This window comes from Enterobacter sp. EC_50 (genome assembly GCF_019584525.1).
GTDB lineage: Bacteria > Pseudomonadota > Gammaproteobacteria > Enterobacterales > Enterobacteriaceae > Enterobacter > Enterobacter roggenkampii.
Map to the genome: position 1 here is coordinate 1 of NZ_VDAF01000037.1, position 23,684 is coordinate 23,684.

The window sequence follows — 23,684 nt, forward strand, 5'->3', positions numbered from 1 at the left end:
CGGTCTAAATAGGCTGATTCAAGGCATTTACGGGAGAAAAAATCGGCTCAAACATGAAGAAATGAAATGACTGAGTCAGCCGAGAAGAATTTCCCCGCTTATTCGCACCTTCCTTTGTTTTTATAGCCATGATTTAACCTACCATATTATTAAGTTGCAGAAGCGGCTGTAATATTGACAGCACGATGAATAAAACAATCGTCGCCATGGAGACCACCAGCGCCGGTTCAAATACCGAGAGCGTTAACGTAATACGATGCTGTAGCGCCGACTCCTGGTTTTCCGCCGCGCGGTCCATTAAGTTGCCTAACTCGCCGCTCTCTTCGCCGGAGGCAATCATGTACAGCATGGTGGGCGGGAATAATTTCGCCTGCTCCAGCGCGGCATAGAGCGAGGCCCCCTGACGCACGGTATCCGCCGCCTGCTCCAGCACCTGCCGGGCGTAGAGGTTTTCGATACCGTCCATCGCGATATACATCCCTTCAAGCAGCGGCACGCTGCTCGCCTGCAGGATGCTGAGCGTGCGGATATAGCGGGCGCTGTTGATCGCGCACACCAGCTTTTTAATCGGCGAGCCGTTCACCAGCCAGCTGTGCCAGCGAAAACGGTTTTTGGCGTTTCTGAGCCAGGTCTTAAAGCCAACAAATCCGCCGCCGAGGATCCCCACGATGTAGATCCCGTACGCCTGCAGGAAATCGCTCACCGCAATCAGCGTGCGGGTGGTGATCGGCAGCTGCTGCTTCATGTGGGTGAACTGCTCGATCACCTGCGGCACCACCGCCACCAGCAGAATGCTGATGACCGCGATGGCGACCACGGTGAGGGTAATCGGGTAGACCATCGCCTGCGTCAGCTTGCTCTTCATCTTCTGGCGCTGCTCGTTGTACTCCGCCAGCTTCTCCAGCACGTCGCCCAGGTGGCCGGTCTTTTCACCGGCCATCACCAGCGTGCAGTAGAGCTTGTCGAAGGTGCGCGGGAACTGGCTGAAGGCGTCGAACAGGGTGTGACCTTCCACCACCTTCTCGCGGATCTCCACCACCATTGCCGCCAGCTTGTTGTCTTCCGTTTGCTTCGAGATCGCTTTCAGCGCGCTCTCGAGCGGCAGTGCGGCGTTGACCAGCGTGGATAACTGACGGGTAAACATCGACAGCACCGGCGTGGAGAGCCTGGCTCCGGTTTTTGCTTTTCCGGCAGACGCCGCTTCACGGGTTTCGCTGATGCTGACGGGCATCAGCTTTTGCTCGCGCAACATCTGGCGAACCTGCTTTTGCCCCTCGGCCTGCAGCGTGCCGCGCTGGGTTTTGCCTGCGACATCCGTCGCCGTCCAGGCGTAGAAGGCCATTACGCATCCCCCCGCGCTCGGCGGTCACACGCATCACCTCTTCCAGCGAGGTGATGCCGCTAATCACCTTCAGCAGCCCGTTTTCGCGCAGGCTGTAAGCCTGCTTAAAGAGCTGCGTCTCGATGGACATTTCGTCTTTATCTTCATGAATGGCGCGGCGCATGGCGCTGTCCACCACCAGGAACTCGTGAATACCGGCACGGCCCTGATAGCCGCTCTGGCGGCAGTGTTCACAGCCCACCGCGCGATAAATGGCTTTTGGCGGCGCGTCCATAAAGCTGAACAGCGCTTTTTCATTGGCATCCAGCGGACTGGTGGTCCGGCAGTGCGTACACAGCCGACGCACCAGACGCTGGGCAATGACACCGAGCAACGATGAACCGATTAAAAAGGACTCCAGCCCCATGTCCCGCAGACGCGTAATCGCCCCGGCGGCGCTGTTGGTGTGCAGCGTAGACATGACCAGGTGACCGGTGAGCGACGCCTGTACCGCAATTTGCGCGGTTTCACCGTCACGAATTTCCCCGATCATCACCACGTCCGGGTCCTGACGCAGAATAGCGCGCAGCCCGCGGGCAAAGGTCATGTCCACGCGCGGGTTAACCTGCGTCTGCCCCACCCCTTCCAGCTCATATTCGATCGGGTCTTCCACGGTCAGGATGTTGCGTTCGTGACCGTTCAGCGCCGAAAGAATGGCGTACAGGGTGGTACTTTTACCGGAGCCTGTCGGCCCGGTGACCAGGATAATGCCGTGCGGGCGCTCAATCAGCCCTTTTAACTTCTCCAGCTCTTCATCGATCAGGCCCAGCTTGTTGATGTCGGGCTTGAGATTGCTTTTATCGAGCAGGCGCATGACCACGCGCTCGCCGTACTGGGACGGAATGGTCGAGACGCGCACGTCGATCGCCTTGCGGCCAATGCGCAGTGAGATACGGCCATCCTGCGGCAGACGTTTTTCGGCAATGTCGAGTTTCGACATCACCTTGATACGCGACACCAGCAGCGGGGCGAGCTTACGCGCCGGTTGCAGCACCGGGCGCAGCACGCCGTCAACGCGGAAGCGAATGCTCAGCGTGCGCTCGAAGGTTTCGATATGGATATCCGACGCGCCGTCCTTAACCGCCTCGCCGAGAATGGCGTTGATCAGGCGGATCACCGGCGAGTTTTCGTCGTTATCAAGCAGATCTTCGTTATCCGGGATCTCCTCGGTTAACGCCATCAGGTCGATATCCGCATCCATGTCGTCCACCAGCTGCTGTGAAACGCCGCTGCTCTGCTGCCAGATTTTGGCCAGCATCTCGTCAAACGCTTCCGGCGTCACAGAAACCGGGACGAACGCGCGCCCCAACACCCGGCGCACTTCCAGCAGTGCTAACGCCGGGGTGTCCTCACGGATATAGACGTCATTGTTGTAAAGCAGAACGCCGTTATCTTTTGCGTAGCTGCTGCTACACAGTGTTTTACTCAGTTCGTCCACGTTGCCCCTCCGCCTTACTCTTTAAACGGATTGCGTGTCGCGCGGGTTTTCACCGGTGCGGCGTGAGGGCTTGCTGAAGGAAACGCGGGCAGGACGGCATTGTCGCTCGGCTCAACAATACCGAGCTTTTTCTCTTCCACGCGCTGCATCTGGCGCACCCGGATCTGGTCATATTTCTCTTTCGAGGCCGCGCTGTAGTTGTCGTCGTCACGCAGGACGGTGGTATGAATGAACACCATCAGGTTGCGCTTGGAGGTATCCTGGGAGGTGTAGCGGAACAGCTGACCGACCAGCGGGATATCGCCGAGCAGCGGCACTTTGGACACGGACTGTTTGGTCACATTTTCCATCAGACCGCCAAGCACAACCGTCTGGCCACTGTGGACCATCACTTCGTTATTGATCGTGCGCGTATTGAAGGTCGGGCCGAGGCTGGAGTCTTCCGTCGCGCTGTTGTCGACGCTGGAGACTTCCTGCTCAATCTTCAGATGGATCATGTCGCCATCGTTAATCTGCGGCACAATTTTCAGCTTGGTACCGACCGTCTTACGCTCAACGGAGTTAAAGACGTTGTCGCCGCTGGTGGTTTGCGAACCGGAAAGTACCGGCACATCCTGGCCCACGTTGAACGACGCTTCTTTGTTATCCAGCGTGACCACGCTTGGCGTGGAGAGGATGTCATTTTTGCCGTCGGTGGAAAGCGCAGTCACCAGCGCACCAAAATCACCGTTAAAGAAGCCGGTCGCCAGGCCAGTGAAGCTCGCCCCTTTCATGGTGCCATTTTTAATCTGGCTGATTGGCAGTCCGGTGGAGCCGAACTGCACGCCGCCGTGCTTGCTGGTCCACTGCACGCCGAGATCCAGGCCGTTCCCGTCCTGCACTTCCGCGATGATGGCTTCCACCAGCACCTGCGGACGACGGATGTCCAGCTTGTCGATCACCTTCTCAAGGGAGTTCATCACGTTAGGCTGGGCGGTAATCACCAGCGAGTTGGTTGCTTCGTCGGCGGTAATGTTCAGATCGCTGGACGCTGGCGCGGTTTTCGACTTCGGCGCGCCGGCCTTGTCCTTCAGCTGCTCGCCGATGCCGGTGAGTACCGGCACCACCTTGGTGGCGCTGGCATACTTGAGATAGAAGACGCGGGTATTCCCCTCGTTGTTCTGCTCGCGATCCAGCTGATGGATCAGGGAGCGGGTCCGCGCGCGCGCATCTTCCGAACCGCTGATCACCAGGCTGTTGGTTTCGTCATCGGCCACCACTTTGGTCGCCAGCTGCGGCGCGTTCTGCCCTTTCTGCTCTTCGTTGTTGAGGTTATTCAACATCTCCGAGAGCTCTTTGGCGGACGCAAAGCGCAGCGGCACGATTTCACGACGCTGAATACCGTCTTTGTCCACGCGCTGGACCAGATCCACCAGGCGGTTCACCACCGAAGCTTTACCGGTTAGCAGCAGGACGTTGGACGGCTCAAAGTGGACCACGTTACCGATGCCGGTGGCATCGTTGAGCTGACGCAGCAGCGGCGCCAGCTCGCGAACAGGCACGTTTTCCATGCGCACGACGCGGGTGATGATCTCGTCGCCTTTGCCCGGATTTTTACCGTCGGCCAGCGGCGCACCGGCGGTGCGGGCAATGCTTGAGCGCACCACTTTGACCATGCCGTTATCCATCGGGATCACCGACAGGCCGTACAGGTCCAGCACGCTCAGGAAAAACTGGTAATATTCGTCTTCCGTCAACACGTTATAGGTTCTGACCGACACCGTGCCCTGAACGGACGGGTCGACCAGAATGGTTTTGTTCAGATTGCGGCCTACCGTATCAATAAATTCGCGGATATCGGTGTTTTTAAAGCTGGCGCTAAAGTTAGCTGCGAGCAGCGAACTGGAATATAACGACAATGCGGTCAGCGCCACGCACGCCCAAGGAAATTTCTTCATGTCTGTACACTTGTTAATTGTTTAGAACATTGACCCGAATATTTTCAAGGTGAGCGTGACGTCTGACGACGACCTCCGCTTCTTTCATTTTCGACCAGTTGGCAATAATATCTTTTGCCTTTTCTGCATCGGTCATATCGACAGAATTGACTTTTACCGCCACATCACCTTTTTCCAGACCGGCATGACTGTAGAAGTCAGAGGCATTCCTTGGATTAATGTTGTAGCCTTCCAGCTGGCCCTTTTCGATAAGTGGCTTTAACACCAGATAATCATCCAGATGCACGCTTTCAGCACCAGCATCTTTCGTCGATTGGGTTACCGGGCCGCTGTCAACGCCGCCCTTAAAATAGTCAGGTTTATTTAACGCCAATACCTGCGTAGCACCTTCGTAATTAACCACCACATTGTCTTTGTTTATTTCCTGAATAAAGGCATCGTTAAAACCGGTCAGCGCTTCGCCTTCGCGATAGCTCTTTTGCCCCCCCGGCGTTTTGATCACGGCGAAGGACAACCAGGCATCGTCGCTGCGGACGATCCCCTCAATTTCGGCAGCGAGCGGGGCTTTCCCGGCCGCTGGCAGGTTGTCCTGACGCACGGCGGCGGTGAAAAGTGAAAATGTCTTTTCTTCCTGACGTTTTCTTTGCGGTTTCGCCGCTGCGTTCGCGAGTTTATTCGTCACTTTTTTATAATCTTTAAAAATGACGTAGCCTTGCTGACCGCAAAAAATCAGCAATACAAACATAATACAGGGCGTTATCCACCGTGAAAAAAGTGAGAGCCTCATTATTCATCTGGCCTTTAGCAAAGCGGAAATAAGCAGCGTCATGCTGCGCCAATATGTGACATAAATAGTAATTAGCGGCCTGACAATCGACCACCTGCTTCGCCGTTAACTTTGATAAAGAAAAAGATTGACCGTCAAAAAAACCAGTGTTAGAGAAAGCCGACAGGTTATTTTTACCCTGCCCGTAAATTGACCATGACGCACCCTTGCCGTACTTTTCTGGGCCATTGCTATTCATGCCCAGAGACGGTAAGTCGTTATGTATCAGAGTCATTTTAAATTTAATCACCCGCCTTTTCGAAAAATTACCCGCGCCTCGGGCGATTTCTTCGTGCCGTATCACCAGGATATTTTCAACCTGCTGAAAGAGAAAACCCAACAGGCGGGGATTATTGGGCTCTTTGCAGACGATGCCCCGCTGCTGGGCCAGTTCAGCGACGCCCTGAAATCCGCAACCCCTGACGTTATTGCCATCAACGCGTTTCCAAAACTGAGTGCCAGTAGCCTGCTGTATAAACTCAACCCGGGAACGAAAGAGAGCAAAAACCGGCTTCAGGCGGTGGATGCCATCCTGCACCAGTGGCAGGGGGGGAAAAGCAGGACGAAAGTGCTGGTGATTAGCCATACCGATGCCATGAAAGAGACCTGTCGGGAGGTGCTGGCTCTGCTGCTGACGCGCGCGCAGGAGCTGGAGTTTCGTCTGTCCGTCGTACTGATGGGTACAGCGGATCGGGAAGCCGTTCTGATGCAGCAGTCTGAACTGCGTGAATATGCGCATACCTGCCACACCCTGCGCCCCCTTACCTGCCGGGAGTTTCTCAGCTACGTTCAGGCGCAGTGTGAAGCGCACGGGTGTGAGCACTCACCGTTGACCCCGGCGCGCGTGCGTAAAATGCATGCGCTGACCAAAGGGAATATCAGCAAGCTGAACGAGCTGGCGCACCTGTCGATGCTCGCCGCCTGGACCGAACGTGCAGAACAGGTTAGCCCGCGTCATCTGCGCCTGGCGGCCGGTGAGATCCTGCCTGCGAAAAAACACGGTATGCGCCTGGCTACCGTGGGCCTGTTCGCCTCCGTGCTGTTCGCTGCCTGCGGCTGGTATTTGACCTCCTCGATCGGAGCAAGACTTCCGATTCAACTGCCGGTGCCCGCGAGCTGGAAACAGCAGACGCCCATCGAGCAGGCGCCGGTGGTGCCGGCTATCGACAACGAGGTGGTTAATCAGCCGGATGCGATGCATCAGCTCTATCTGATGTGGGGGTATGACGCCTCGGCGGACGATGCCCTGTGCCAGAACGCCGCGAAGGTGAACCTGATGTGTAAGCAGGGAAATGCCTCACCGGACGCGCTGGCACAGGAAGGGTATCCGTGGGTGAGTGAACTGAAAACCGGCAACCACCTTAACTATGCCGTGGTCGCCCGCGTCGGGGATAACTCACTCGACCTGCTGATGAATAACCGCACCTGGCAGGTAAGCCGTCACTGGTTTAACCAGCATGCCACCGGCAATTATACCCAGCTCCACCGCCTGACGCCGGAAGGCAAAGACGCCATCAGCGCCGCCAGCGATGCGAAGGACATGGGGTGGCTGGATCAGCAGCTGAGCCAGGCCCTTGCCGAGCCGGAAACCCACGCTCAAACCTGGACGACGGAGATGATGAAACGTACCCGCGAGTTCCAGCAAAAAATGCATCTGCGCGTCGACGGTATCCCGGGTGAGGAGACGCTGATGCAGTTGATGCGCGACACTAACACCACGCCGAGCGTGCTGCTTCAGACCCCCCATGCCGCACCGGACGCGAAAACGCAGGAGAAGCATTCCTAATGTCTACCATCTGTCTTGCGGCTCAGCGCAGCTACGTTTCCGGGGAGGCGGTCTGGTTTTCGTACCGCATTCCCCGCCTGAGAAAAATCGCTTCTAACGCCTTTTTAGGAATAGTAAGTCTCTGCGTCATGCTGATGGCGGGGCTGTACGCCCACGTATACTGGCAACTGCGCCACCCTGCGCCGGAGCCGGTAAAAAAAGTGAACGTGGCGAAGCCCGAGACGCAGCTTTCCGATATGCACTACGTGTACGTGAGCAAGCCGTTCCCGCATCAGCACCCGAAACCCGTCCCGGTGCAGGCCGACGTCCCTGCCATGCAGGATCTGCCAATTAACAGCGACGACGCCGACTGGCAGCAGATGCCTGACGGCACGGTGCCGCACGATACCTCGCGGGATACCCTCCCCGGAACGGAAGCGCACGACGATGCCGTCTCCCCCCGCACGGAGGGTGACGACGCATCATTAACCGAACTGTTTAAGCAGGCGTTAAAAGAACAAGAGCAGGATTATTCGCAAGGGAAAATACCCGCACCGCCGGTTGACGAAACGCAGGATAATACTCAGGCGGGCGCATTACATAAAGAAAGTTCCCGGTCTCCATTAAGTAAAAAGGGAGACCGGCTGGAATAGTTAATATTTTTCAGGAAGGTTGGTGATATTAAGGAGCCGACCCTTTTCCACCACAATGTATTGACCTTTTTTCAGATCGGAGAGGATTTTTATAATCGTACTGCGTGCCAGGCTGGTGTATTCCTGAATATAATCATAAACATTAATATCGCGTTGATGATGTACAATCAGTTCATTAATTTCCAGCAAAAATTCGCGCACGACAGAATAGGCGCTGCGGGCAACCAGCACGTCATCGCGCTTGCTCAGGAGACAGATATACCAGGCCAGCACCTTGGTGAGTTCAGGCCACAAGCCTTTCTCGGTCATCAGTTGAGAGAAAACGCTTTTCGGAATCGAACGCACCACGGTATTCGAGCGGACCAGGCCATACATATGGGACGAATGATAAAAAATGGAAGAGAGTCCAAAAATGCACTGCCCCTGCAGGGCGAACAAGCAGAGCTCGTCGGATTCGCGGCGGAATTCCACTTCACCGCTGACGATAATATGAATAAATTCATTATCGACGGTGGAAATTTTTTGCCATTTCTTTAACGATTTTTCTTCAAATCCTTCCGTTGCGGAAATGATTTTTTCTATTTCATGATGAGGACGTAATTTTCTGCCGTAAATACTTAACATTGTTATACCCGAATTAAGATGTAAATTTTAGATAAAAAATGGCCACGGTGGAACCACCGAAACTATTCGTATAATCCTGATAAAAAACTTCAAGGAGAAGTGATAATAAAAATCACTATGCAGGTGTTATTTTTTATAAATACTTAGCAAGCTATACGTCTATCTTAAATGAGGGTACTTTTAAGTCAATTAACTAAAAATGAATTGAGAATGTACTTAAGATTAATCTCAAGAAAACTAAGGTAATACGGCCTGGTCAGGGGCAGCCCTGAGGACTACCCTTGCCCATACTTCTCTAAAAGCGCCTCGGCGATGGCCAGGGTTTCTACGTCAGCCACGCCGTTCCATAGCGCGGGGCGGAAGTGCATTTGAAACGCGCTGATCACCCTCTTCTGCTGCTGTTCCGTGGCGTTGTCCGGCACCTCGTAGCCATAGCGTTTCAGCACATCAAGCAGCGCACCGCGCTCGACCTCCTGATAGCGCGGCCGCCCGTTAAGATAGAACGCCACGCGCGCGGGATCGGGCCAGGCACCTATCCCCTGCTGCGCCAGCTGCTGCCACGGAAACAGCGGGCCGGGATCGTCTTTACGCTGCGGGGCAATGTCGGCATGGGCAACCACGTTCTGCGGCTGAATGTCATAGCGGGCAATAATGTCCCTGGCAAGCGGGATCAGCGCTGCAATCTGCGCAGGCGCAAACGGGGTAAAGGTTTTCACGCCGCCACGCGTTTGCCAGCCGCGGTTCTCGAGCTCAATCCCCACGGACGTATCATTAATCCGGTTGGTGCCGCGCCAGAAGCTGATACCCGCATGCCAGGCCAGCTCGCTCTCGGGAACCAGCTGCCAGATGCGCGGCTTGCCGTCCGGCGCCGGGGGGTTGGCGGGGATCAAATAGTGAGAGCTAACGTTTTTATCCGTCAGCGTGGCCAGCGAGCTGTCAAAATCATCCGCGGTGTAGTGGATCACCAGCACCTTGATGCGCGGGTAAGCCGCCTGCGCCTGATGACGTGTATCCAGCTCGTAGGCACCTTTATCGATAATCCCCTTTTCCGTAACGCACCCTGCCAGCAGCAGCGCCAGCAGGAGCGTGGCAAACGCACGCCTCATCGCAGGGTTTTCACCGCCGTACCGCTTACGCTCACCATCAGCATGCTGCCGTCTTTCCCGACCGTTTCGTAGTCAATATCGATTCCCACGACCGCATCCGCGCCGAGGGCTTCCGCCTGCTCGCCGAGCTCTTTAAAGGCGATTTCGCGTGCTTTGCGCAGCTCTTTTTCGTATGCGCCAGAGCGGCCACCCACGATATCGCGGATACCGGCAAAAAAGTCACGGAAGATATTGGCGCCGAGAATCGCTTCGCCGGTGACCACGCCGCAGTACTCGGTTATTGTCTGTCCTTCCAGGGTTGGCGTTGTTGAAAACTGCATGGTTTCTCTCCTTCTTTAGCGTTCAATGCCTTAGGCACAGCATTATCGGTTCGTTACGCTATGATTGAAAGGATAGTTAATAAATAAGGAAATCAACATGCGCTATTCAGCTTTAACACTTTTAGTGCCCTGCGCGCTGGTGCTCAGCGCCTGTACCACCACGGTCACGCCAGCCTTTAAGGATATCGGTACCCGCAGCGGCCCCTGCATTGAGGGCGGCCCGGACACCGTGGCGCAGCAGTTCTATGATTACCGCATTCAGCACCGCAGCAACGACCTCACCGGCCTGCGCCCGTATCTGAGCGATGGTCTGGCAAAACTGCTTAACGATGCCACCCGCGATCCGCAGCACAACGCGCTGCTGAAATCCGACCCGTTCTCCAGCCGCACCACGCTGCCGGACAGAGCAGAAGTGGCCAGCGCATCAACCATCCCGAACACGGATGCCCGTAATATTCCGCTGCGCGTGAAGCTGACGCAGGGCAGCCAAACCTGGCAGGACGAAGTGCTGATGATCCGTGAAGGCCAGTGCTGGGCGGTGGACGACGTACGCTACGTGGGCGGCAGCGTGCATCCCCGGCCGGCACGCTGCGCCAGTCGATTGAGAACCGCTGATTCATCAGTGATAAAAATGTTACCCCCGTAAAATGTCCGGCATTTCTCGCGGAATGCCGACATTTATACTCGCCGCCTTTGCCCTTCGCTATTTTGTGCTATGTTTAAGAGGAAATACGGGTTATATTTAACTTTTAACGCAGAAATATTGCATAACTATTCTGTCAACGGTACTATCTGCGGCCTCAATTGCTATAGATTGCCTGGATGAGTAAAGACTGCCCCGATGAGTATTAAACTAAACGGCATTAACTGCTTCTACGGCGCACACCAGGCGCTGTTTGACATCACGCTGAACTGCCCGGAAGGCGAAACGCTGGTTTTGCTTGGCCCAAGCGGTGCAGGCAAAAGTTCCCTTCTGCGCGTCCTTAATCTGCTTGAAATGCCTCGTTCAGGTACGCTGGCAATTGCCGGTAACCATTTTGATTTCGCAAAGACGCCGTCTGATAAAGCGATACGCGAGCTGCGTCAAAACGTCGGCATGGTCTTCCAGCAATACAATCTCTGGCCGCACCTGACGGTGCTGCAAAACCTGATTGAAGCCCCGTGCCGCGTGCTGGGGTTAAGCAAAGATCAGGCCATCGCGCGTGCCGAAAAGCTGCTGGAGCGTCTGCGCCTCAAGCCCTACAGCGACCGCTACCCGCTGCACCTGTCCGGTGGTCAGCAGCAGCGCGTGGCCATTGCCCGTGCGCTGATGATGGAGCCTGCGGTACTGCTGTTTGATGAACCCACCGCCGCGCTGGACCCGGAAATCACCGCTCAGATCGTCAGCATTATTCGCGAGCTGGCGGAAACCAACATTACGCAGGTTATCGTTACCCACGAAGTGGAAGTGGCGCGTAAAACCGCCAGCCGTGTGGTGTACATGGAAAACGGGTATATCGTTGAGCAAGGTGATGCGAGCTGCTTCGCTAACCCGCAAACCGATGCCTTCAAAAACTATTTATCTCATTGATTGTGTCAGGGGAAATATAATGAAAAAAGTATTACTTGCCGTGCTGCTTGCTGGCGTTACCCTTTCCGCTACCGCAGCTCAGACCATTCGTTTCGCCACGGAAGCCTCTTACCCTCCGTTTGAATCCATTGATGCAAACAACAAAATTGTTGGCTTTGACGTGGACCTGGCTAACGCCCTGTGTAAAGAGATCGATGCGACCTGCACCTTCAGCAACCAGGCGTTCGACAGCCTGATCCCAAGCCTGAAGTTCCGCCGTATCGACGCCGTAATGGCCGGTATGGACATCACCCCGGAGCGTGAAAAGCAGGTGCTGTTCACCACCCCTTACTACGATAACTCTGCCCTGTTCATTGGTCAGAAAGGCAAATTCACCTCTGTCGATCAGCTGAAAGGCAAAAAAGTGGGCGTGCAGAACGGTACCACGCACCAGAAATTCATCATGGATAAGCATCCGGAAATCACCACCGTGCCATATGACAGCTACCAGAACGCGAAGCTGGATCTGCAGAATGGCCGTATCGACGGCGTGTTTGGTGATACCGCTGTCGTGACCGAGTGGCTGAAAGCCAACGACAAGCTGGCACCAGTGGGCGACAAAGTGACCGATAAGGACTACTTCGGTACCGGTCTGGGGATTGCCGTTCGTCAGGGCAACACTGAGCTGCAGCAGAAATTCAACGCTGCGCTGGAAAAAGTGAAGAAAGACGGCACCTACGAAACCATCTATAAAAAATGGTTCCAGAAGTAATTCCTGATGAATGAAATTTTTCCTTTAGCAAGCGCCGCCGGGATGACCGTCGGCCTTGCCGTTTGCGCACTGATTATCGGCCTGGTGCTGGCGATGTTCTTTGCGGTGTGGGAATCCGCGAAATGGTTCCCCGTCGCCTGGACAGGCTCCGCGCTGGTCACCGTGCTGCGTGGGCTACCGGAAATTCTGGTGGTCCTGTTCATCTATTTCGGTTCCTCGCAGCTGCTGCTCACGCTGTCGGACGGCTTCACGATTAATCTCGGCTTTGCGCAGATCCCGGTGCAGATGCAGATTGACAACTTCGACGTCAGCCCGTTCCTGTGCGGCGTCATTGCGCTCTCCCTGCTCTACTCCGCGTACGCGTCGCAAACCCTGCGCGGTGCGCTGAAGGCCGTGCCGCAGGGACAGTGGGAGTCGGGTCAGGCGTTAGGGTTGTCGAAATCCGCCATCTTCTTCCGTCTGGTCATGCCGCAGATGTGGCGCCATGCCCTGCCGGGCCTCGGCAACCAGTGGCTGGTGCTGCTGAAAGATACCGCGCTGGTGAGCCTGATCAGCGTTAACGATCTGATGCTGCAAACCAAAAGCATCGCCACCCGTACCCAGGAGCCGTTTACCTGGTACATTGTGGCGGCGGCAATCTACCTGGTGATCACGTTACTCAGTCAGTACATCCTCAAGCGTATTGACCTGCGAGCGACGCGCTTTGAACGGAGACCAGGCTGATGCTTGAATACTTTCCCGAGTTGATGAAAGGGCTGCACACCAGCCTGACGCTGACCGTGGCGTCCATTATCGTGGCGCTGATCCTGGCCCTTATTTTCACCATCATCCTGACGCTGAAAACGCCGGTGCTGGTGTGGATTGTGCGTGGCTACATCACCCTGTTTACCGGTACGCCGCTGCTGGTACAGATCTTCCTGATTTACTACGGCCCGGGCCAGTTCCCGTCGCTGCAGGAATATCCGGTTATCTGGCATCTGCTCTCTGAGCCATGGCTGTGTGCCCTGATTGCCCTTTCGCTGAACAGCGCGGCCTATACCACCCAGCTGTTCTTTGGTGCGATCCGCGCCATTCCGGAAGGCCAGTGGCAGTCCTGCGGGGCGCTGGGCATGAGCAAGAAGGACACGCTGGCGATCCTGCTGCCGTACGCCTTTAAGCGCGCGCTCTCCTCCTACTCCAACGAAGTGGTGCTGGTGTTCAAGAGTACCTCTCTGGCCTATACCATCACCCTGATGGAAGTGATGGGACACGGACAGCTGCTGTACGGGCGCACCTATGACGTGATGGTGTTCGGCGCGGCGGGCGTGGTCTATCTGGTGGTGAACGGTCTGCTGACGCTGATGATGCGCCTTATTGAGCGTAAAGCGCTGGCGTTTGAGCGCAGGAATTAACCACGCAAGTGCATAAAACGGTATTCATGGAGCGGGTAACCTGATGGGTTATCCGCTTTTTTTCGCGCTCAACACAATACTTAATCATTTTTATTGCATATAAATTCATTAACTGGCATTGTACATCCAGGCCGCAGACACGGCGCATCAATAAGACAGACGGGAGCATTACAATGAAAAAGTTAGTTCTGGCCGCATTACTCGCCACCTTCGCCGCTGGCGCATCCGCTGCGGATAAAATCAATTTCGGCGTGTCCGCCACCTATCCGCCGTTTGAGTCGCTGGATGCCAGCAACCAGATCGTCGGTTTTGATATCGATCTGGCGAAAGCGCTGTGCAAACAGATGCAGGCCGACTGCACCTTTACTAACCATGCTTTTGACAGCCTGATCCCGTCGCTGAAGTTCAAAAAATACGACGCGGTGATCTCCGGGATGGACATCACGCCTGAGCGCAGCAAGCAGGTCGCGTTCACCGACCCGTACTACGCCAACTCGGCGGTGGTGATTGCGAAGAAAGGCGCGTATACCTCTTTCGATCAGCTGAAAGGCAAACGCATCGGGATGGAAAACGGCACCACCCATCAGAAGTACCTGCAGGACAAACATCCGGAAGTGAAAACCGTGGCCTATGACAGCTACCAGAATGCGATTATCGACCTGAAAAATGGCCGTATCGACGGCGTCTTCGGCGATACCGCCGTGGTGAACGAATGGCTGAAAACCAACCCGCAGCTGGGCACCGCAACGGAAAAAGTGACCGACCCGCAGTACTTCGGCACGGGCCTCGGCATCGCGGTACGTCCGGATAACAAAGCCCTGCTGGAAAAACTGAACGGCGCGCTGAAAGCGATTAAAGCAGACGGTACTTACCAGAAAATTAGCGAGCAGTGGTTCCCGCAGTAATGTCTTTTGCCGGGTGGCGGCTTCGCCTTACCCGGCCTACGGGGGGAGTTGTAGGCCGGGTAAGCGCAGCGCCACCCGGCACTCTCTCACAGCGGCACAAAGAACCTGAACCGTGCCCCTCTCGCCGACTCCATCAGCCTGATCCCGCCGCCGTGCAGCTCCAGCATCCGTTTCACAATCAGCAGCCCTAACCCGCCGCGATTCTCTCTCGACGCCTGGGTGTTGAGCGCCGACGGCCGCTGGAACAGATCGTCGCGCAGCGAGGCATCCACGCCCGTTCCGCTGTCGGACACTTCGACCTGCAGCTGTTCATTTTCCTGCCACACCGCCAGGCGAATTTCTCCGCCGCCAGGCGTATGGCGCATCGCGTTATCCAGCAGGTTGGTCACCACGCGTTCAATCATCGACACATCGGCGTTTACCATCGGCAGCGGCCCCGGCACGTCAATATGCAGATTGACCTCTCGCGTGCGGGCCGTGAGCTCAAATTTCTGCGCCACGTCGGAAATCAGCTCCGCCATTGCGAACCGCTCGCGCTGGGGTTTAATACCGCCGTGTTCAAGGCGCGCCAGCTCAAACAGCTGCTGCGAAAGATGCCGGACTTTTTGCCCCTGACGCAGCGCGGTGGCGAGATACTGCTGGTGCTCCTGCGGCGTCAGGGTGGCGGATTTGAGCGACAGGGTTTCGAGATAGCCCAGCAGCGAGGTGAGCGGCGTGCGGAGATCGTGCGAAATATTGGCGATAAACTCACGACGCTGACGATCGCTGTCGGCCAGCCGATCCCACTGTTGGGTGATTTTGCGCGCCAGCTCGATAAAGCTGTTGCGCAGGATCGCCACTTCATCTTTTGCCGCCGCGTCCGGCGTCTGTCCCGCCAGCAGCCTGATGGCGCTTATGCTGTCCTGCTCCAGCCCGGCGACCTCCACCGTCAGCTGTTTGACCGGGCGCGTGACCCAGTACCAGACCAGCAGCCCTGCCAGCAGCCCAAACAGCGCGACCCACAGCAGCGACCACAGGACGGTACTCCACAGCGCCTTGTGCCAGGCCATTTCCGCCAGGGCGTTTGACTCCTCGCCCTGCAAAATAATGTACAGATAGCCTTTTAGCTCGCCGTCCTGCCGCAGCGGCGTGGCGCTAAAGACTTTTTGATTTTGACTGCGCGGATCGTCGCCCAGTACCGGCATGGCGGTGCCGCTCAGGAAGCTCTGCACCGGCGCCAGATCGATTTTTTGCCGCTGAATATGGCCCGGCGGGGCAGCGTCGGCGAGGATATCGCCGTCCGGGGAGACAACGTACAGCTCAACGCTCGGATTAAAGGTCATCAGCCGGCCAAACAGCGGTTTCAGCGCGCTGCGGTCGACCCTGCCCTGCGCGTCCAGAATCGGTTCGCGCTGGACGATCTGCTGCGCCAGCCCGCCCGATAACCGCTGCACCATCGCATTACCGTACTGCATGCTGCTGTAGAGCTGGACCGCGCAGGCGACGGCGGCGCAGAGCATCATCAGCAGGATGAAGAGCAGCGTCAGGCGCTGGCTCAGGCTAAAGCGACGCATCATGCTGCGGCTCCGCAAATTTGTAGCCCTTGCCCCAGACGGTGCGAATGATCTCCGGCTCGGCGGCGTCCTTCTCTATCTTGATGCGCAGGCGGTTGATATGGGTGTTGACGGTGTGCTCGTAGCCTTCGTGCTGGTAGCCCCAGACCTGCTCCAGCAGCGCCAGGCGGGAGAACACCTCGCCGGGATGACGGGCAAAGAAGTAGAGCAGCTCGAACTCGCGCGGGGTGAGGTCCACCACCTGGCCGTGAAGCAGCACGCTGCGCGCCAGCGGATCGATGGTCAGCCCGTGCGCCTGAATGTGTCCGTCGGTTTGCGCCTGCCCCATCGCCTGCTGGCGACGAAACAGCGCTTTGATCCGCGCAATCAGCTCCTGCACGGAGAACGGTTTTGCCAGATAGTCATCGGCGCCGGTTTCCAGCCCGGTAATGCGGTCGGTTTCGCTGCTGCGGGCGCTGATGATGATCACCGGCAGGTAGCGCGTCATCTGACGGATGCGGCGGCAAATCTCCAGACCGTCAACGTTGGGCAGCATCAGGTCGAGGATCACCGCATCCCACGTCTGGGCGTCAAGACGCTGTAAGGCGTTGCCCCCGTCGGGCTCGTGGGTGATGGCGTAGCCTTCGTCTTCTAAATTGAGTCGCAGAAGCGCCGCGATATCGTGGTCGTCTTCTACCAGCAGGATCTGCTTCATGGGTAAGCCTATATTCATGTCTTATGACGTAAGCTTACCTGATTTCGCCGGGATGAAGAGTTCACATTTTGTTTAAGATTTTACGAGCAACGTCAACACTTCATAATGCGCGGTGTGCGGGAACATATCGAAAAGCTGAACGCGTTCAATGCGATAGCCCGGCAGTTGAGCGAGGTCTTTCGCCATGGTCTGCGCGTTGCAGCTGGAATAGATGATGTATTCCGGCGCCATCTGGCTCAGGTAGTCGCACAGCGCATTCCCGATGCCGCGGCGCGGCGGGTTAACCAGCACCAGTTCCGGCACGTTGCCCTGGCCGGTGGCGAACTGCGTGGAGTCGAGCGCCTGGAAGCGCAGATTCGTTAACCCCAGCTCAGAGGCAGACTGCTTCGCGCAGGCAATCGCTTCGGCAGAGATCTCAATCCCGGTGAGCTGCATCTCCGGCGTGGCGCAGTGCAGGCCAAACCCGCCCACGCCGCAGAACAGATCCCACATATGGTGAACGTTCAACGCACGCACCCAGTCGCGGGCGGTGGCGTACAGGCTGCTTGCCACGGTCGGGTTGGTCTGGAAGAAGCTTTGCGGGCGGATCCACAGCGGCACGCCGTTGAAGCGCTCCGCCAGCGCGTGCTGGTCGGTGAAGAAAATCTCTTTCTCCCCTTCCATGATCGCCATATGCACCGGCTGAATGTTCGCCGTAATGACCTTCAGCTGCGGAAGCTGCGCCTGCAGCCAAGGCAGGGCCGCGCGCAGCTGCTCAAGCTTGGTTTCAGAGCGCAGCACGAAGCGCAGCATCATGCCGCCGTCGATCTGGCTTTCGGTCAGCAGAAGGTACTTCAGCTCGCCGCGCTTGCGGGCCACGTTATAGGGCGTTAACCCTGCCCGGGCAATAAACGGCTTGAGTGCGGCAAAGACCGGTGCAAAGGAGTCGGGATAGAGCGGGCAGTCGGTTAAGTCTTCCGGCGTGCCGTCGCGGTGCAGCATTCCCAGCAGCGGTTTTTCTACGCTGCCGCTGACCACCATTTTGGCTTTGTTGCGAAAACCGTGTTCCGGGCCGCTGACGGGTGCGCACCACTCGCCCACCGCGTGTGCTGCCAGCAGCTGTTGCAGGTCGGCCATTTTGGCGGTGAGTTGTTGAGAGACCGGCTGTTCTATCCACTGACAGGAGCGGCAGCGTCCGGCGTCATAGAGTGCGCACTGCATATCAAAACCTTAAGAATCACGAGGGCTGCGATTATACACATTATTGCAGGCGGAAGAACCGCCGACTGGAGGCCGGAACGAAGAGGAGACAGAGCACCAGCATGTCCGGCAGTTTTTGCATAAACAGCGCGCGCAGGATCTCGCGTTTGGATTCACCGGCAATGCTGAACAGCTCCGGGTAGCCGTACCCCAGCGAGGCGGCCCACAGATAGCTCGCCGCGGTAATCTGCGTCAGCAGATAGACCCAGCGCGCCCAGTTGCGCCCTTTGACCAGCGAAAACGCGCAGTAGATCTCGATAAACACCAGCACCAGGCTGCTCAAAAAGACCAGCGTCAGATTCCACGTCTGCACGCTGCGGTGAATGAATTCACCGATGCCGCGCACGCCCAGGGTATTCAGAATCATCAGCACGTCCAGGCAGCGGATCATAATAATGGCGAGCGCCGCCACCTGAACCAGTGCAGGTACGTTAGGACGCGCGTGCGTAATACGTGATTTTTTTAATAATCCCAATGTTTTACTTCCCTGAAAAACAGTGCCGCGTCATGCGCGGCACATCACTGGAAATTTTAAATCCTTCAGCCGCGTCTTGCACGCTGGATATCGCGCACGCGCTGTTTTTCCGCGCGCGCCATCAAATACCAGGCGATAAATCCGACAATTCCGACCACGCCGAGGATGATAGAGGCCAGGGCGTTGATCTCCGGGTTGACCCCCATGCGCACGCTGGAGAAGACCAGCATCGGCAGCGTCGTCGCCCCCGGGCCGGAAACAAAGCTGGCGATCACCAGATCGTCGAGCGACAGGGTAAACGCCAGCAGCCAGCCAGAGATCACCGCCGGCATAATCATCGGCAGCGTGATGATGAAAAAGACCTTCAGCGGCGTCGCGCCGAGATCCATCGCCGCCTCTTCAATGGAGCGATCCAGCTCGCGCAGGCGCGAGGCGATCACCACCGCGACATAGGCGGTACAGAAGGTAACGTGCGCCAGCCAGATGGTGAGCATCCCGCGATCCGCCGGCCAGCCGATGGCATGCGCCAGGGCCACGAACAGCAGCAGCAGCGCGAGACCGGTGATCACGTCCGGCATAACCAGCGGGGCGGTGATCATAAAGGCGAAGCCGTTCGAACCGCGAAAACGCCCGAAGCGCACCATCACCAGCGCGGCGATCGTGCCCAGCACGGACGCCATGGTCGCCGCCAGCGCCGCAATGGTCAGGCTCAGCCCCACCGCGCTCATCATCGCATCATCGTGGAACAGCTCGCTGTACCAGCGCGTCGACCAGCCGGCCCAGACCGTCACCAGTTTGGAGCTGTTAAACGAGTAGATCACCAGCATCAGCATCGGCGCATACAGGAAGGTAAAGCCGATGACCAGGATCGCAATTCGCCACGGGGAGCGCACTACCGGTAAGTTGTTCATCCGCGATCTCCCATCTGTTTCTGCTGATGCTTGTGGAACCACATGATCGGCACGATCAGCAGCAGCAGCATGACAATCGCCACCGCCGACGCCACCGGCCAGTCGCGGTTATTGAAGAACTCCTGCCACAGCACGCGGCCAATCATGATGCTGTCTGGCCCGCCGAGCAGTTCCGGGATCACAAACTCCCCCACCGCCGGGATAAAGACCAGCATCGACCCGGCGATAATGCCGCCTTTGGTCAGCGGGACAATGACGCTGAAGAAAGTTTTTAACGGACGGGCGCCGAGATCGAGCGACGCTTCTACCAGCGAGTAGTCGATACGCGTCAGCGCCGTGTAGATCGGCAGCACCATAAACGGCAGATAGGCGTACACAATGCCAATATAGACCGCGAGGTTGGTGTGCAGGATCGTCAGTGGCTGATCGATAACGCCTAACCACATCAGGAAATTGTTCAGCACGCCGTTGTTTTTCAGGATGCCCATCCACGCGTAAACGCGGATCAGGAACGAGGTCCACGACGGCAGGATCACCAGCAGCAGCAGGATGTTTCGCGTCGACGGCTTGCTGTGCGCCACCGCCCACGCCAGCGGATAGCCCATCACCAGACAGCAGAGCGTCGAGATCGCCGCCACCTGCAGCGATTGCAGATAGGCTTCGAAATAGAGCGGATCGTCGGTGAGCTGCAGGAAGTTACCTAGGTTTAAGGTCAGCGTCAGCTGCCCGTCGGCCCAGTCAAGCAGGTTGGTGTAAGGCGGGATCGCCCGCGCCATTTCCGCCAGGCTTATCTTGAAAACAATCAGGAACGGCAGCAGGAACAGCAGGATCAGCCACACGTATGGCATGGCGATCACCAGCTTGCGGCCGTGCTTCATCTGCATGCGCGTCAGCCAGTGGGCAAAGCCGCCCGGCTTTTCGACGCGGGCTGGAGGTTCAAGTGTACTCATTGGCCGCTCCTTATACCGTCAGCACAACGCAACTGTCTGCATCCCAACACAGGCGCACTTCGTCGCCCCAGGTCGGCTGCCCCTTGCGGTAGCGATGTTCGTTCTGTAACTGCGCGCTGAGCATCTGCCCGCTTTTCAGGCGCACGTGGTAGATGGAGAGATCGCCCAGATAGGCAATGTGCACCACTTCACCCACGGCAAAGTTATAGCCATCGGCAGGCGGATCCTCACAGAGCATGATCTTCTCCGGACGCAGCGCGACGTAAACCGGCACGTTATCCACCACGGAGTTATCCGGATCGACCTTAAGCGGATGCTGCAGCCCCGGCGATTCGATGACCAGGCCATCTTCCTGACGATCTTTCAGCAGCCCCTCGAAGACGTTAACCGAGCCGATGAACTCCGCGCTGTAGCGGGTGGTTGGGTGCTCATAAATCTCTTCCGGCTCGCCAATCTGCACGAACTTCCCGCGGTTCATGATGGCGATACGTCCGGCCATGGTCATGGCCTCTTCCTGGTCGTGGGTGACCATCACGCAGGTCACGCCCACGCGCTCGAGGATATCGACCACTTCAAGCTGCATACGGTCGCGCAGCTTTTTATCCAGCGCGCCCATCGGCTCATCAAGCAGCAGCAGTTTCGGGCGTTTTGCCAGGCTGCGGGCCAGGGCCACGCGCTGGCGCTGGCCGCCGGAGAGCTGGTGCGGCTTACGCTTGGCGAACTCCTGCATGTGCACCAGGCTCAGCATCTCGGCCACGCGCGCGGTAATTTCAGCCTTCGGCAGCTTATCCTGCTTCAGGCCAAAGGCGATGTTCTGCTCCACCGTCATATGCGGGAACAGCGCGTAGGACTGGAACATCATGTTGATCGGGCGCTGATACGGCGGCACGCTGGAGAGGTCCACGCCGTCGAGCACGATCTGCCCGGCGGTGGGCTGTTCAAAACCGGCCAGCATACGCAGCAGGGTCGATTTACCACAGCCAGAGGCCCCCAGAAGGGCAAAAATTTCGCCTTTATAGATCGTCAGGCTGACGTCGTCCACGGCATGCTGGCCATCAAAAGATTTGGTGAGGTTACGAATTTCAAGCAGCGGGGTCAGCGCTTTACGGACTTTCGCCTGCGGGCGGGGGATCGCGTCATTCACGGGGTGTTCTCCGGTAGAGATCAAATCATGGTGCAGGCGCACCAGAACGGTGCGCCTGTTGCCGGGGGCGCTTCGCTTGCCCGGCCTGTGACAAAGGGTTATTTACCGCTTTTCACCTTGGTCCACGCGCGGGTACGCACGCGGTCAATTTTTGGATCCTGGACTTTCAGGGTGAAGAGCTTGGCGAACACATCCGCTGGCGGATAGATAGCCGGGTTATTACGGATTTCTTCGCTCACCAGCGGCACGGAGGCCTTGTTACCGTTCGCGTAGTAAACGTGGTCGCTGATGTGGGCGATAACCTCAGGACGCATCAGGTAGTTGAGGAACTGATACGCTTCGTCTTTGTTTTTGGCGTCAGCCGGCATCGCAAAGACGTCGAAGAAGGCCAGCGCCCCCTCTTTCGGAATGAAGTAGGAGACGTTCACGCCGTTTTTCGCCTCTTTCGCGCGGTTCGCCGCCTGCCATACGTCCCCTGCCCAGCCGATCGCGACGCAGATGTCGCCGTTCGCCAGGTCGTTAATGTACTGGGACGAGTGGAAGTAACGAATGTTTGGACGCAGCTTCAGCAGCAGATCGGTCGCCGGGCCGGTGTAATCATCGGCCTTATTGCTGTTCGGATCTTTGCCCAGATAGTTCAGCACGGTCGCGAAAATCTCTTCCGGCGCATCGAGGAAGGAGACGCCGCAGCTTTTCAGCTTCTCAAGGTTTTCCGGCTTCAGCACCACGTCCCAGCTGTCCAGCTTCACGTCCGGGCCCAGCGCGGCTTTGACTTTATCCACGTTGTAGCCGATACCGGTGGTCGCCCACAGGTAAGGCATCGCGTATTTGTTGTCCGGGTCGTGCTTAGCCACCAGCTTCAGCACTTCCGGATCGAGATTTTTCCAGTTCGGTAACTTGCTCTTATCCAGCGGCTGGAAGACGCCTGCCGTCAGCTGGCGCTCCAGGAAGCTTGCGGAAGGCACCACGAGGTCAAACCCGGTGCTGCCCGCCATCAGCTTTCCTTCCAGCACTTCGTTGGAATCGAACACGTCGTAGACGACTTTAATGCCGGTCTCTTTTTCAAAATTTGCCACCGTGTCCGGCGCAATATAGTCAGACCAGTTATAAACGTGCAGCGTTTTTTGTTCCGCAGCGAGCGTGCCGGCAGAGACGGCCATCAGAGCACCCGCAACCAGACCCGATAACCATTTTTTATTCAAGGCGATCATAGTGTTATTCCTTCTGAAAGCTCGTTAACAAACGAACTAAAACTGTGCAATCAGGATATATGCAAAAATCATGCATAGTTTGTCGCTCTGCTCAAAATAAAAAGAAACCTCTTTACCCGGCAGCTTCCGCTCGCTTTTTTAAGCATCGCAAGAATAACTGTAGCCCGTGTCCCCGGCTATAGCCCAGACGAAAAAACGCCTTTTATCAATTTTCTATGCAGGTTAAGTCTACGTGATAAGCCGAAACGGCCTTCAGGGAGGTGAATAATTCTTTAAAGAAAGGTTAAAAGCAGCAGAAAAAATGGCCTTCTGCAGCCGCTATGGCAGCGACTGCGCAAAAGTCAGACAGGCTTAGTGAAGAAAATTGGGAGATGCATCATTATTCTCTGCATCATCTTCCGCGCTATACAGCAGATGGTGTGCATTGGCTTCCATCATAACCATGGAAATTTGCTCTTCGCTCAAGCGCATAAACCAGGCGAACTGCTTGAACGACAGCCCTGCCCCGGAGAATAAAGACTGGCAAACGACCAGTTTTGGCAGATTATCATCCTGTATGTCGAGAAATGCCTTCACCGTCAAAGAACTGGCATTGATTGCCGACAGGTCGGAAGCCAGCGCCAGCAGCGCGGAGGGCTTCACTTCGGCCAGCGCGGAGAAAAGGATCACGTCGTTAATCAGATCGATTTTGGCATCGAAAATGCCGTCGAAATTCTGCATATGAGGCAGATGCAGCGCCTGGCAGGAATCACATTCGAAGAACGTAATTCCGGCATCATCAAGCCATTGACGTAACGTATCCAGTGTAGGTACGACCTGTAAATCCATCGCGATGCAGCC

General features: G+C 56.7%; 23 protein-coding genes and 2 pseudogenes. 8 read left to right on the forward strand and 17 right to left on the reverse strand.

Annotation, left to right across the window (positions count from 1 at the left end; genetic code table 11):
• Positions 1–133 precede the first annotated feature (133 nt).
• The 5 genes and pseudogenes from gspF to FHC48_RS21560 form a co-directional block, all read right to left on the reverse strand.
• The gene (gspF, locus tag FHC48_RS21540) at positions 134–1,342 is read right to left on the reverse strand and encodes a type II secretion system inner membrane protein GspF (protein ID WP_022647588.1); all 1,209 of its coding nucleotides are present in this window, start codon (positions 1,340–1,342) and stop codon (positions 134–136) included.
• 7 nt (positions 1,343–1,349) lie between these two features.
• Positions 1,350–2,819: pseudogene (gene gspE, locus FHC48_RS21545) on the reverse strand (type II secretion system ATPase GspE); the annotation flags it as partial.
• Positions 2,820–2,833: 14 nt separating this feature from the next.
• Positions 2,834–4,756 (reverse strand): type II secretion system secretin GspD, encoded by a 1,923-nt coding sequence (gene gspD, locus FHC48_RS21550; RefSeq protein ID WP_023343662.1) that lies wholly within the window; start codon positions 4,754–4,756, stop codon positions 2,834–2,836.
• Between the two features lie 13 nt (positions 4,757–4,769).
• Entirely contained in the window at positions 4,770–5,501 is a 732-nt protein-coding gene (gspC, locus tag FHC48_RS21555) for a type II secretion system protein GspC (protein WP_059361990.1), read from the reverse strand.
• Positions 5,452–5,817: a hypothetical protein gene (locus FHC48_RS21560; RefSeq protein ID WP_126348702.1), complete on the reverse strand. Its 366-nt coding sequence runs from the start codon at positions 5,815–5,817 to the stop codon at positions 5,452–5,454. The genes gspC and FHC48_RS21560 overlap by 50 nt, the downstream gene beginning before the upstream one ends.
• On the opposite strand from FHC48_RS21560, the gene FHC48_RS21565 reads away from it, so the two are divergent.
• Complete coding sequence (locus tag FHC48_RS21565; RefSeq protein WP_023326993.1) at positions 5,803–7,368, forward strand: ExeA family protein; 1,566 nt, start codon at positions 5,803–5,805, stop codon at positions 7,366–7,368. The two genes, FHC48_RS21560 and FHC48_RS21565, sit on opposite strands and share 15 nt — an antisense overlap.
• A complete protein-coding gene (locus FHC48_RS21570) occupies positions 7,368–8,000 on the forward strand; it encodes a hypothetical protein (RefSeq protein WP_008500025.1) in 633 nt (210 codons plus the stop codon). The genes FHC48_RS21565 and FHC48_RS21570 overlap by 1 nt, the downstream gene beginning before the upstream one ends.
• On the opposite strand, the gene FHC48_RS21575 is transcribed toward FHC48_RS21570, so the two are convergent.
• From FHC48_RS21575 to FHC48_RS21585, 3 genes are all read right to left on the reverse strand, one after another.
• Complete coding sequence (locus FHC48_RS21575) at positions 8,001–8,624, reverse strand: helix-turn-helix domain-containing protein (RefSeq protein ID WP_021240918.1); 624 nt, start codon at positions 8,622–8,624, stop codon at positions 8,001–8,003.
• A 275-nt stretch (positions 8,625–8,899) separates the two neighbouring features.
• Positions 8,900–9,730, reverse strand: a complete 831-nt coding sequence (locus FHC48_RS21580) for an N-acetylmuramoyl-L-alanine amidase (RefSeq protein WP_008500027.1) — start codon at positions 9,728–9,730, stop codon at positions 8,900–8,902.
• The gene (locus tag FHC48_RS21585; protein ID WP_008500028.1) at positions 9,727–10,050 is read right to left on the reverse strand and encodes a heavy metal-binding domain-containing protein; all 324 of its coding nucleotides are present in this window, start codon (positions 10,048–10,050) and stop codon (positions 9,727–9,729) included. Before FHC48_RS21585 ends, FHC48_RS21580 begins: the two co-directional genes overlap by 4 nt.
• A 97-nt stretch (positions 10,051–10,147) precedes the next feature.
• Between FHC48_RS21585 and FHC48_RS21590 the strand changes: the two are divergent.
• The 6 genes and pseudogenes from FHC48_RS21590 to artJ all read left to right on the forward strand — a co-directional run bounded on the left by FHC48_RS21590 (position 10,148) and on the right by artJ (position 14,667).
• Positions 10,148–10,665, forward strand: a pseudogene (locus FHC48_RS21590) (lipoprotein).
• A 226-nt stretch (positions 10,666–10,891) separates the two neighbouring features.
• A complete protein-coding gene (gene artP, locus FHC48_RS21595) occupies positions 10,892–11,620 on the forward strand; it encodes an arginine ABC transporter ATP-binding protein ArtP (RefSeq protein ID WP_008500030.1) in 729 nt (242 codons plus the stop codon).
• 19 nt (positions 11,621–11,639) lie between these two features.
• Entirely contained in the window at positions 11,640–12,371 is a 732-nt protein-coding gene (gene artI, locus FHC48_RS21600; RefSeq protein ID WP_008500032.1) for an arginine ABC transporter substrate-binding protein ArtI, read from the forward strand.
• A 6-nt stretch (positions 12,372–12,377) separates the two neighbouring features.
• Entirely contained in the window at positions 12,378–13,094 is a 717-nt protein-coding gene (gene artQ / locus FHC48_RS21605; RefSeq protein ID WP_008500033.1) for an arginine ABC transporter permease ArtQ, read from the forward strand.
• A complete protein-coding gene (artM, locus tag FHC48_RS21610; RefSeq protein ID WP_008500034.1) occupies positions 13,094–13,762 on the forward strand; it encodes an arginine ABC transporter permease ArtM in 669 nt (222 codons plus the stop codon). The genes artQ and artM overlap by 1 nt, the downstream gene beginning before the upstream one ends.
• 173 nt (positions 13,763–13,935) lie before the next feature.
• A complete protein-coding gene (artJ, locus tag FHC48_RS21615) occupies positions 13,936–14,667 on the forward strand; it encodes an arginine ABC transporter substrate-binding protein ArtJ (protein WP_021240923.1) in 732 nt (243 codons plus the stop codon).
• An 86-nt stretch (positions 14,668–14,753) separates the two neighbouring features.
• On the opposite strand, the gene FHC48_RS21620 is transcribed toward artJ, so the two are convergent.
• The 9 genes from FHC48_RS21620 to FHC48_RS21660 all read right to left on the reverse strand — a co-directional run bounded on the left by FHC48_RS21620 (position 14,754) and on the right by FHC48_RS21660 (position 23,672).
• The gene (locus tag FHC48_RS21620; RefSeq protein ID WP_023326989.1) at positions 14,754–16,223 is read right to left on the reverse strand and encodes an ATP-binding protein; all 1,470 of its coding nucleotides are present in this window, start codon (positions 16,221–16,223) and stop codon (positions 14,754–14,756) included.
• Positions 16,207–16,914 (reverse strand): response regulator transcription factor, encoded by a 708-nt coding sequence (locus FHC48_RS21625; RefSeq protein WP_021240925.1) that lies wholly within the window; start codon positions 16,912–16,914, stop codon positions 16,207–16,209. The genes FHC48_RS21620 and FHC48_RS21625 overlap by 17 nt, the downstream gene beginning before the upstream one ends.
• A 72-nt stretch (positions 16,915–16,986) precedes the next feature.
• Entirely contained in the window at positions 16,987–18,114 is a 1,128-nt protein-coding gene (gene rlmC, locus FHC48_RS21630; protein ID WP_059361982.1) for a 23S rRNA (uracil(747)-C(5))-methyltransferase RlmC, read from the reverse strand.
• A gap of 40 nt (positions 18,115–18,154) precedes the next feature.
• On the reverse strand, positions 18,155–18,628 hold the full coding sequence (locus tag FHC48_RS21635; RefSeq protein ID WP_021240927.1) for a YbjO family protein: 474 nt from the start codon (positions 18,626–18,628) through the stop codon (positions 18,155–18,157).
• Between the two features lie 65 nt (positions 18,629–18,693).
• Positions 18,694–19,539, reverse strand: coding sequence for a putrescine ABC transporter permease PotI (potI, locus tag FHC48_RS21640; RefSeq protein WP_008503447.1), 846 nt, complete (start codon positions 19,537–19,539; stop codon positions 18,694–18,696).
• A complete protein-coding gene (gene potH, locus FHC48_RS21645; protein WP_021240928.1) occupies positions 19,536–20,489 on the reverse strand; it encodes a putrescine ABC transporter permease PotH in 954 nt (317 codons plus the stop codon). Before potH ends, potI begins: the two co-directional genes overlap by 4 nt.
• A gap of 10 nt (positions 20,490–20,499) precedes the next feature.
• Positions 20,500–21,633: a putrescine ABC transporter ATP-binding subunit PotG gene (potG, locus tag FHC48_RS21650; RefSeq protein ID WP_021240929.1), complete on the reverse strand. Its 1,134-nt coding sequence runs from the start codon at positions 21,631–21,633 to the stop codon at positions 20,500–20,502.
• A gap of 98 nt (positions 21,634–21,731) precedes the next feature.
• Positions 21,732–22,844 (reverse strand): spermidine/putrescine ABC transporter substrate-binding protein PotF, encoded by a 1,113-nt coding sequence (gene potF / locus FHC48_RS21655; protein ID WP_008503444.1) that lies wholly within the window; start codon positions 22,842–22,844, stop codon positions 21,732–21,734.
• A 351-nt stretch (positions 22,845–23,195) separates the two neighbouring features.
• Positions 23,196–23,672, reverse strand: coding sequence for a YbjN domain-containing protein (locus FHC48_RS21660; RefSeq protein ID WP_003858385.1), 477 nt, complete (start codon positions 23,670–23,672; stop codon positions 23,196–23,198).
• Positions 23,673–23,684: the final 12 nt, after the last annotated feature.